This window comes from Streptomyces sp. NPDC044002, from assembly GCF_056434525.1.
This window is the reverse complement of the sequence record NZ_JBWKEZ010000059.1, coordinates 39,715-49,166: the sequence shown is the minus strand read 5'-3', so window position 1 is coordinate 49,166 and position 9,452 is coordinate 39,715. Positions and strand designations below refer to the sequence as shown.

Below are 9,452 nucleotides of genomic sequence, written 5' to 3'. Positions count from 1 at the left end.
ATAGCCCCGCCGGCGTTTGAGGCGCGGGGGTCTGGGGGCGGAGCCCCCAGCAGGGGTCCGGGGCGCAGCCCCGGGGAACGGGCGAAGGGCGGGTAGGGGACCCGGCCCCGCGCAGCGGCACACCCGGCCCGCCGGCGCAGCCACCCGCGCGGCCGGGCCGCCGGCAGCCGGAGCACACCCACCCGGGACCGGGGCGGCCGCCGCCGGGCCCGGGGCTACACGGCCGACTCGGGGGTGATGCGGCTGCGGACGGCCGACTGGACGTCTTCCTCCTCCGCCGGGTCGGCCGCCAGGCGGCGCAGCCGGGGGGCCACCCGGGCGTCGGCGGTCTCCGCGTGGCGGGCCGCGACCTCGCGGGTGGTCTCCTCGCAGTCCCAGAGGCATTCGACCGCGAAGCCCGCCGCGAAGGTGGGGTCGGTGGCGGCCAGGGCGCGGGCCGCACGGCCGCGCAGGTGGGAGGAGGCCGTCTCGCGGTAGACGTGCCGCAGGACGGGGGCGGCGCAGCCGATGGAGAGCCGGCCCGCGCCGTCGACCAGCGCGAAGAGGCGGACGGAGTCCGGGCCGGAGCCGCGGACGGTGTTGCGGAGGGCGCCGAGGACCAGTCCGGCGTCGTCGGTGCCGCCACGGGCCGCGAGGAGGGCCGCGGCGGCCGCTCCGAGGGCGTCGGGGCGGTGGACCCAGAGCCGGGCCCGGTCGAGGGCGGCGGGGCCGCACATGCGCTCGTAGGCGGCCACGGCGGGCTCGTCCCCGGCGGCTTCGATGAGGTCCAGGACGGCCGGGTTCTCCGGTTCGGCGAGGACCAGGTGGTGCAGGGCGGTGGCCCGGGCGGCCTCGCCACAGGCTCCGGCGGCGGCCGCGAGGATGGCGGGCCGGTCCTCGGGGGCGGCCACGGCGGCCAGGCAGCGCGCGGCGGGCACGTGCAGCGGGGTGCCCCGGCGCAGCCCGTCGGCGGCCCAGTCGAAGACGGCCTGGACGCCCCAGCCGGGGCGGGGGCCGCTGGGGGTCATCTGGCGCTGCCAGCGGTCGAAGGAGCCCTGCTGGCGGGCGGCGCGCAGGCGTTCCGCGTAGGCGGGCAGCTCCTCCCACAGGGCCCATGGGCGGGGCTCGTAGGCGTCGCGGACGGCGGCGGCCAGCCGCGCCTCGCCCTCGGGGGTCGCGGGGAACCGGGCGAGGACGGGTGCGGCGAGGGAGCGCAGTCCCCCGTCGTCGTCGCGCAGGGCGAGCTCGTCGAGCGCCCAGGCCCAGTTGGACCCGGAGGCGGCGTAGCGGCGCAGCAGCATGAGGGCGTCGTCGCGGCCGTAGGAGGCGAGGTGCCCGAGGACGGACAGGGCGAGGCCGGTCCGGTGGTCCTCCTCGTCGAAGAGGTCGTCCGCGCCGAAGAGGTGGGCCTCGATCTCGCCGAGGGGGCCGTCGAGGTCCAGGTACAGGCGCGCGTAGTACAGGGAGCGGTTCTCGACCTGCCAGTCCTGGCGCGGGTCGTGCAGCACGCACTGGTTGAGGGCCGCGAGGGCCTCGGGCCTGGGTGCGGCGAGGGCGTGCAGCGTGCCGTCGCCGCGGCCCCGCTGGAGGAGCCCGAGCAGGGTGCCGCTCGGCGCTATGACTGGTTCGAACATGGGGATGGCCTCAAATCAAGCTGGGGACGCGACCGGGAATCGGGATTCACAGAGCCGCGTAACAGCATGTGAGGACGTCCGCCGTCTGGTTCAGCTCGATGTAGACCATTGCCTTCTCACTCTCGTCGGTGCTTCGCGACCACGGCGGCCGGTGCGGCAGGGGTGGGTGTGGACACCCGTCGTGTCCAGCCCGCTCCTGCCCGTCCGTCATGTCCGCGAATCGAATCCGACGCCATGATGACCCAGGCGGTTTGTGCGCCGCGACCACATTTAAGGGCGTCGTGACCAAGCCGTGAGGTGGCGGGGCCCGTCGGGGCCCGGCGGCGCCCCGGAAAAAGCGGACTACTTGGCTCCGAAGAGTTCCAGCAGGTCGGCCTTGTTGAACATGCGCGCCGTGTCCACCGCGGAGGGGGTTCCGGCGTGGGGGTCGGCCCCGCCGGCGAGGAGCGCGCGGATGACAGCCTCCTCGCCCTTGAAGACGGCGCCCGCGAGGGGGGTCTGGCCCCGGTCGTTGGCGCGGTCCGCCTCGGCGCCGCGCTCCAGCAGGACCGTGACGGCCTCGGCGTGGCCGTGGTAGGCGGCGAGCATGACGAGGGTGTCGCCGCGGTCGTTGGTGAGATTGGCCGGAACGCCGGCGTCCAGGTAGGCGGCCAGCGTCGCGGCCTCACCCTGACGGGCGAGGTCGAAGATCTTGCCGGCCAGTTCGACGACGTCCTCGTCGGGGGCGTCCTGGTGCTCGCTCATCGGTCGTACCGCCTTTCGGTCTCGGGCTTGTCGGCTTGCCGCCCTCCGGAAGGAGTTTCCCCAGGCGGGGAGGGCAGGGCGGCGCACGGCACTGCGTCCGTACGGGTGAATCGCCAGGGTAGCGCCCGTCCCGGGACATGACGGGGGCGGTCCGAGGCAAGGATGCCTGGCGGCGGCGAACCCACACCGTGTTCGCCGGCCGCGCCAGTCAGGCGCGTCCGGTCAAGTGAAAAAACCCAGGATTCACCCGTATGCACCTTTTATCGCATTGATACTTCCTGTGAGCCTGGAACAACTGATGGTGACCGTACCCACCCACCAGGAGCCTCGACTCATCAGGAGAACGTCACATGGTCCTGTCCATCTCAGGTGTCGTCCTGCTCGGCATCATCTGCTTCCTGTTCTTCAAGAAGGACGGGATGAAGCTGACGCACGCCTTCGTCTGCGCGCTGTTCGGCTTCTTCCTGGCCGGCTCCGCCATCGCCCCGAGCATCACGGCCAGCACGGCCAGCCTCGCGAGCCTGCTCGGCGGGATCAAGCTCTAGCCCGCCGGGGCTCCAGGCCCGCACGGGTGCCGGCCCCGCCGGGGCTCCGACCCCGCACGGGCCCTCCACGATCAGGCCCGCGGCCACGGCCGCCTGGGTTCCGCCCAGCCCGCCACCGCCCGGGCCCTGACGCCACCGTCCCGCACCACCACCACTCCAGGAGACGACCGTGGCCCGGCGCCCCCTCCCCCGCATCCTCAGCAGCGGCAGCGTGTCGCTCACCCGGGGACGCGACCTCGCCCGTACGGCTGCCGACAACGCCACCGACGTGCTCCACCCGCTCATCGTCATCGGACGCGGCCTGCGCGTCCTGGCCTCCGCCGGGCGGCGCAGGTGGGCGGCGACCCCGAAGGACAAGCGCGGTCCGGCGCTGTTCCTCGGGGCCGCCTGCGTCCTCGTGGTCGCGATCGTCCCCTACGGCCCCCTCGGCGCCCTGATCAGCGTCATGGCGGCCGCCGCCTGGCACGGGCGCGACCGCTCCCCGGCCGGCTCCGGGCCCGGCGACGCCGAGGCCGAACGGCTGCGCTCGCTGTACGAGGCGCTGGTGCCCTACTTCTCCGCCCCCGAGGACCCCAGCCCGCTGTTCTCCCACGGCGGGGCCTGGGAGGAGGCCTTCAGCGGCTACGAGTTCGACGGCGCGGGCCGGGTGAGCCGGCTCCGCATCCGCTACCCGGCCTACTTCACCGACGGCGAGACCGCCTCGCGGGCCCGGATCGAGGCCCTGCTGCACGCCAAGGCCGGGCGCGGCCGGGAGTACCTCTTCGACTGGGACGAGGAGGGCAACCGGCTCGACCTGCGGGTGCTGGCCGCGCTGCCCACCGACATCGCCGCCCAGCAGTTCGTGACCTCGCCGGGCGAGACCGTCCTCGGCTTCACCGACCCCGGCGGAGTGCAGCGCACCGTGCCCGTGCTGGAGGGGGAGGAGCCGGCCGACGTGCCGCCCGTGATCTGGCGGACCGGACCGCGCTCCGCCGAACCGCACCTGCTGGCCGTCGGCCAGCCGGGCAGCGGCACCTCCACCCTGCTGCGCTCGATCGCCCTCCAGGCCCTGGGCCAGGGCGGCGACGTGATGATCGTCGAGGGCGGCGGCAGCGGCGAGTACGCCTGCCTGGCCGGCCGGGCGGGGGTGCTCGCCGTCGAGTGCGGCCCCACCGGGGCGCTGGCCTCGGTCGAGTGGGCGGCGCACGAGACCGAGCGGCGGCTGATCGCCACGCACCGGGCCCGGGAGGCGGGCCGCCCCGCGCCCGAGGACTCCCGGCGCCCGCTGTGGATCCTGCTGGACCGGCCGAGCGTGCTCGCGCACCTGGCCGCCGCCGACGGCCGCCCCGACCCCCTCGCCCAGTTGCAGGTGCCGCTGCGGCACGGGCGCGCGGCGCACGTGACGGTGGTCGTCGCCGAGCACTTCGACCACCTGGAGCTGCTGAACGACGCCGTCTGGCAGCACACCCGCGCCCGGGTGGTCCTGGGGCCCGCACCGGTCCAGCAGGTCGCCGACGTGCTGGGGCTGCCGCCGCACACCACCCCGCCGCCGCAGCTGCCGCCGGGCCGGGGGTACGCGCGGCTGGGCACCGGGCCCGTGCACCGCCTCCAGGTGCCGGCCACGCCGGACCCGTACGACGACGCCGCGCACCCCGCCCACCGGCAGGCGGTGCTGGAGCTGCTGCCGGAGCGGCAGGCGCCGGGCCGGGGCGGCGAGGGGCCGCCGGTCCCGTGCAGGCCGCTCCAGGTCCAGCCGCAGCCCTCCTCGATCGACGCCTCGGAGATCCCGGAGGTCCCGGCGGAGGCGCCGTAGGGGAGCCCCGCCCGGCACCCTCCTACGCGACGAAGGTGCGCGGGGGCTCCGCCCCGCTGCCGCCCGCCCCCGTGCCGACGAGCCTGGCCGCGGCGGCCAGGCGGACGGCGGCCTCCTCGGCCACCGGCCCGCCGACCGTGAACGGCAGCCGGACGTAGCCCTCGAAGGCCCCGTCCACGCCGAACCGGGGGCCCGAGGGGACGCGTACGCCGACCCGCTCCCCCACCTCGGCCAGCCGCGACCCGGACAGGCCGCCGGCCCGGGCCCACAGCGTGAGCCCGCCGCTCGGCACCTCGTACTCCCAGTCCGGCAGCTCCCGGCGCACCGCCGCGACCAGGGCGTCCCGGTTCTCCCGGGCCTGGGCGCGGCGCATCCCGACGGCCTCCTCCCAGCCGCCGGTGCGCATCAGCCAGTTCACCGCGAGCTGTTCGAGCACCGGGGTGCCCAGGTCCGCGTACGCCCGCGCGGCGACCAGGCTGCGGATGACGTCGGGGGCCGCGCGGACCCACCCGATCCGCATGCCGGCCCAGAAGGCCTTGCTGGCGGAGCCGACGGTGATCACGGTGGAGCCGGCCGGGTCGAAGGAGCAGACCGGGCGGGGCATGGCGAGGTCCGGGTCCAGCTGGAGTTCGGCCATGGTCTCGTCGGCGATCAGCACGGTCCCGGCGGAGCGGGCCGCCTCGACCATCGCGCGGCGCTTGTCCTCCGATGCCAGGGCGCCGGTCGGGTTGTGGAAGTCGGCGACGACGTAGGCCAGGCGGGGGGCCGAGTCGCGCAGCACCTGCCGCCAGACGTCCATGTCCCAGCCGGTCAGCCCCGTCCCCATCGCCACCGGCACGAGGCGGGCCTCGGCGGCGCGCATCAGCTGGAGGATGTTGGCGTAGGAGGGGGACTCCACGGCGATCCGTTCGCCCCGGCCGGCGAAGAGGCTGCAGATGGCGTCTATGGCGCCCATCGCGCCGGTGGTGACCATGATCTGCTCGGGCATGGTCGGGATGCCCCGCTCGGTGTAACGGTCGGCGAGCATCCGGCGCAGCGCGGGCAGGCCCGCCGGGTAGTCCCCGTGGGTGTGCGCGTAGGGCGGGAGCTCCTCCAGGGCGCCCTGGACGGCCTTGGTCAGCCAGGGCTCGGGGGCCGGGAGGGCGGCGCAGCCGAGGTCGATCATCGAGCCGAGGGACTCGGGGGGCAGCGGCTCCAGGCCGCGGGCCGGCAGCGGGTTCCCCGCCGGTACGGAGGTCCAGCTGCCGGCGCCCCGGCGGGACTCCAGGAAGCCCTCGCCGCGCAGCGCCTCGTACGCGGCGGCGACGGTGGTGCGGCTCAGCGAGAGGGCGGCGGCCAGCTCCCGCTCGGCGGGCAGCCGGGCGGCGACGGGGACGCGGCCCTCCAGGACGAGCAGCCGGATGCCGTCGGCCAGGGTGCGGTACGCGGGCGGCTTGCGGGCGCCGGGGGGCGCGGGCCGGTCCTGCTGGGAGCCGATGAGCCGGGCGAGCTGTGCGGCACCGACCGCTGAGGTCCACTGAGCCATGGCGTCCGGTCCACCTTCGTCGGATTGGCCTCCGGACCTGGGTCCCGGGGCCGGTATTGGATTGTTCGCGGGGCCCCAGACTGTCATGGGCCGGTCCATTCCGGCCAGGGGGGTGGGACGCGGGCGCCGGGCGGGTACGCGGCGCTCCCCTGCGGCGGGGAGCATTGGGCATACTGCGGCCGTGACTCACGTACGCCTCCGGCACCCCTACCTGGACCATCCGGCCCCCATCCCCTTCGCCCACCGGGGCGGGGCCGCGGACGGGCTGGAGAACACCGCCGCCGCCTTCCGCAGGGCCGCCGGGGCGGGCTACCGGTACTTCGAGACCGATGTGCACGCGACGGCGGACGGGAAGCTGGTGGCGTTCCACGACGCCACGCTGGACCGGGTGACCGACATGAGCGGCCGGATCCGGGAGCTGCCGTGGAGCCGGGTGCGCGAGGCGCGGGTGGCGGGGACCGAGCCGCTGGCCCTCTTCGAGGACCTGCTGGAGCAGTTCCCCGAGGCCCGCTGGAACGTGGACGTCAAGGACGAGTCGGCCCTGCACCCGCTGGTGAACCTGATCGCGCGGGCCGGGGTCTGGGACCGGGTGTGCGTGGGCTCCTTCTCGGAGAGCCGGGTGGCCCGGGCGCAGAAGATCGCGGGGCCCCGGCTGGCGACCTCGTACGGGGTGCGCGGGGTGGTCGGGCTGCGGCTGCGCTCCTTCGCGATCCCGGCGGCCCTGCGCGTCGGCGCGGTGGCGGCCCAGGTCCCGGAGACCCAGGCGGGCATCCGGGTGGTCGACCGGCGCTTCGTACGGACCGCGCACGAGCGGGGACTCCAGGTGCACGTGTGGACCGTGAACGAACCGGAACGCATGGAGGCTCTCCTCGACCTGGGCGTCGATGGCATCATGACCGACCGGATCGACATCTTGCGCACGGTGCTGGACCGGCGCGGCGCCTGGGCCTGACACCGCCCGGCCGCCGTCGCGGGCGCCCGCGGCCGTGCGGTACGGGGAACAGCGAGGGGGCTCTCGGATGAGCGCGCAGACGACGGACGGGACGGAGCCCGCCTCCGAGGACGGCAGACCGTCCGCGGAGGCGGCGGCCGCACGCAAGCGGGAACAGCGGGGCTGGTACTTCTACGACTTCGCCGTGTCCGTGTACTCGGCGAGCGTGCTGACGGTGTTCCTGGGCCCGTACCTGACCTCGGTGGCGAAGGCCGCCGCGGACGCGGAGGGCTACGTCCACCCGCTGGGGATCCCGGTGCGGGCCGGATCCTTCTTCGCGTACTCGGTGTCGGCGTCGGTGATCCTCGCCGTGCTGCTGATGCCGATGGCGGGCGCGATCGCCGACCGGACGGGGCGCAAGAAGCCGCTGCTGGCCGTGGCCGCGTACACCGGCGCCACGGCGACGGCGGCCATGTTCCTCCTCGGCGGCGAGCGCTACCTGCTGGGCGGGTTCCTGCTGATCGTCGCGAACGCGGCCCTGTCCGTGTCGATGGTGCTCTACAACGCCTACCTGCCGCAGATCTCCACCCCCGACGAGCGGGACACCGTCTCCTCCCGGGGCTGGGCCTTCGGCTACACGGCGGGCTCGCTGATGCTCGTGGTGAACCTGGCGCTGTACCTGGGCCACGACTCCTTCGGCCTCTCCGAGAGCGAGGCCGTACGGATCTGCCTGGCCTCGGCGGGCCTGTGGTGGGGGGCCTTCGCGCTGATCCCGCTGCGCCGGCTGCGGGACCGGGCGGTGGTCCGGGAGGCGGGCGGCGCTCCGGCCGTCAGCGGGTGGAAGCAGCTGGTGGCCACCCTCAAGGACATGCGGCGCTACCCGCTGACCCTGTCGTTCCTGCTCGCGTACCTGATCTACAACGACGGCGTGCAGACCGTGATCTCCCAGGCCTCGGTCTACGGCTCCGAGGAGCTGGAGCTGGAGCAGTCCACGCTGATCGGCGCGGTGCTGCTGGTCCAGGTGCTGGCGGTGGCCGGCGCGCTGGCGATGGGCCGGCTGGCCCGGGTGTACGGGGCGAAGCGGACGATCCTGGGCTCGCTGGCCGCGTGGGCGCTGACGCTGGCGGCGGGGTACTTCCTGCCGGCCCGGACCCCGGTGTGGTTCTTCGCGCTCGCCGCGATGATCGGGCTGGTGCTGGGCGGCAGCCAGGCGCTGTCGCGTTCGCTGTTCTCGCACCTGGTGCCGGCGGGCAAGGAGGCCGAGTACTTCTCGGCGTACGAGATGAGCGACCGGGGGCTGAGCTGGGTGGGGCCGCTGGTCTTCGGCCTGACGTACCAGGTCACGGGCAGCTACCGGGACGCGATCATCTCGCTGGTGGTGTTCTTCGCACTGGGTTTCGTGCTGCTCGCCCGGGTGCCGGTGCGGCGCGCGGTGGAGGCGGCGGGCAATCCTGTTCCGGTACGCCTCTGATGCGCGGATCCGGGCCCGGGCGGGCCCGGATCCGGCCCCTCCGCCGCCCGCCGGGGATCCGGACTCACGAACGAATCCCGAACGAATTTCGACGTTGCGGCAAAGGGCCGGTAGTGTACGCCTTTGGCCTGCCAGGCGGACCGTTACTGCGCGTATTAGAAGTACAGACGTTGGGTGACATCTGCTGCCAGATGTGACAAAACGGGCACTGGTGGGTACAACAAGGGGCGGCACGACGGGCGACGCATTGACCCGGAGCGGGAATCTATACCGCCGACCGGACGTTGACCGGATGACGACGACAGCGACACCTGTCCTGTGGGCGACAAGCCCGGGAGGCACGATTCATGAGTGAGCGAGCTCTCCGCGGTACGCGGCTCGTGGTTACCAGCTACGAGACGGACCGCGGCATCGATCTGGCCCCGCGCCAGGCGGTGGAGTACGCATGCCAGAACGGACATCGATTTGAGATGCCGTTCTCGGTTGAGGCAGAGATTCCGCCGGAGTGGGAGTGCAAGGCGTGCGGCGCCATGGCACTCCTGGTGGACGGGGACGGGCCCGAAGAGAAGAAGGGCAAGCCTGCGCGAACGCACTGGGACATGCTCATGGAGCGGCGCACCCGCGAGGAGCTGGAGGAGGTGCTGGCCGAGCGGCTGGCCGTCCTGCGCTCCGGCGCCATGAACATCGCCGTGCATCCGCGCGACAGCCGCAAGTCCGCCTGACCCGCGGGCACCAAGCAGTAGCAGGGGGGGGGGGGGGGCGGGGGGGGGGGGGGGGCGGGTGGGGGTGGGGGTGGGGGGGGTGTGGGCGGGGTTCTTTCTTGGGATTCGC

Annotated in this window: 8 protein-coding genes; 5 read left to right on the top strand and 3 right to left on the bottom strand. The window is 74.4% G+C overall.

The window, feature by feature from the left end; genetic code table 11:
• Positions 1-215: 215 nt before the first annotated feature.
• Positions 216-1,613 (bottom strand): HEAT repeat domain-containing protein, encoded by a 1,398-nt coding sequence (locus AC07A6_RS32465; RefSeq protein ID WP_478779519.1) that lies wholly within the window; start codon positions 1,611-1,613, stop codon positions 216-218.
• Between the two features lie 342 nt (positions 1,614-1,955).
• The gene (locus tag AC07A6_RS32460; protein ID WP_125818261.1) at positions 1,956-2,357 is read right to left on the bottom strand and encodes an ankyrin repeat domain-containing protein; all 402 of its coding nucleotides are present in this window, start codon (positions 2,355-2,357) and stop codon (positions 1,956-1,958) included.
• A gap of 350 nt (positions 2,358-2,707) precedes the next feature.
• Here AC07A6_RS32460 and AC07A6_RS32455 point away from each other — a divergent pair, with 350 nt between their 5' ends.
• Entirely contained in the window at positions 2,708-2,902 is a 195-nt protein-coding gene (locus AC07A6_RS32455) for a hypothetical protein (protein ID WP_007262923.1), read from the top strand.
• Between the two features lie 169 nt (positions 2,903-3,071).
• Positions 3,072-4,694: a hypothetical protein gene (locus AC07A6_RS32450; protein ID WP_478779518.1), complete on the top strand. Its 1,623-nt coding sequence runs from the start codon at positions 3,072-3,074 to the stop codon at positions 4,692-4,694.
• A gap of 22 nt (positions 4,695-4,716) precedes the next feature.
• Here the strand turns inward: AC07A6_RS32450 and AC07A6_RS32445 are convergent, their stop codons facing one another.
• Positions 4,717-6,219, bottom strand: a complete 1,503-nt coding sequence (locus tag AC07A6_RS32445; protein ID WP_362467480.1) for an SCO1417 family PLP biosynthesis transcription factor — start codon at positions 6,217-6,219, stop codon at positions 4,717-4,719.
• 181 nt (positions 6,220-6,400) lie between these two features.
• Between AC07A6_RS32445 and AC07A6_RS32440 the strand changes: the two genes are divergently transcribed.
• From AC07A6_RS32440 to AC07A6_RS32430, 3 genes are all read left to right on the top strand, one after another.
• Positions 6,401-7,171, top strand: a complete 771-nt coding sequence (locus AC07A6_RS32440; protein ID WP_362467479.1) for a glycerophosphodiester phosphodiesterase family protein — start codon at positions 6,401-6,403, stop codon at positions 7,169-7,171.
• 67 nt (positions 7,172-7,238) lie between these two features.
• On the top strand, positions 7,239-8,621 hold the full coding sequence (locus AC07A6_RS32435; RefSeq protein ID WP_386275380.1) for an MFS transporter: 1,383 nt from the start codon (positions 7,239-7,241) through the stop codon (positions 8,619-8,621).
• Positions 8,622-8,968: 347 nt separating this feature from the next.
• The gene (locus AC07A6_RS32430; RefSeq protein WP_007262928.1) at positions 8,969-9,343 is read left to right on the top strand and encodes an RNA polymerase-binding protein RbpA; all 375 of its coding nucleotides are present in this window, start codon (positions 8,969-8,971) and stop codon (positions 9,341-9,343) included.
• Positions 9,344-9,452: the final 109 nt, after the last annotated feature.

Bases quoted from the DNA above. Each gene is read 5' to 3' on its own strand.
- AC07A6_RS32435 (WP_386275380.1), top strand. From the start codon at position 7,239: ATGAGCGCGCAGACGACGGACGGGACGGAGCCCGCCTCCGAGGACGGC.
- AC07A6_RS32465 (WP_478779519.1), bottom strand. From the start codon at position 1,613: ATGTTCGAACCAGTCATAGCGCCGAGCGGCACCCTGCTCGGGCTCCTC.
- AC07A6_RS32430 (WP_007262928.1), top strand. From the start codon at position 8,969: ATGAGTGAGCGAGCTCTCCGCGGTACGCGGCTCGTGGTTACCAGCTAC.
- AC07A6_RS32455 (WP_007262923.1), top strand. From the start codon at position 2,708: ATGGTCCTGTCCATCTCAGGTGTCGTCCTGCTCGGCATCATCTGCTTC.
- AC07A6_RS32460 (WP_125818261.1), bottom strand. From the start codon at position 2,357: ATGAGCGAGCACCAGGACGCCCCCGACGAGGACGTCGTCGAACTGGCC.
- AC07A6_RS32445 (WP_362467480.1), bottom strand. From the start codon at position 6,219: ATGGCTCAGTGGACCTCAGCGGTCGGTGCCGCACAGCTCGCCCGGCTC.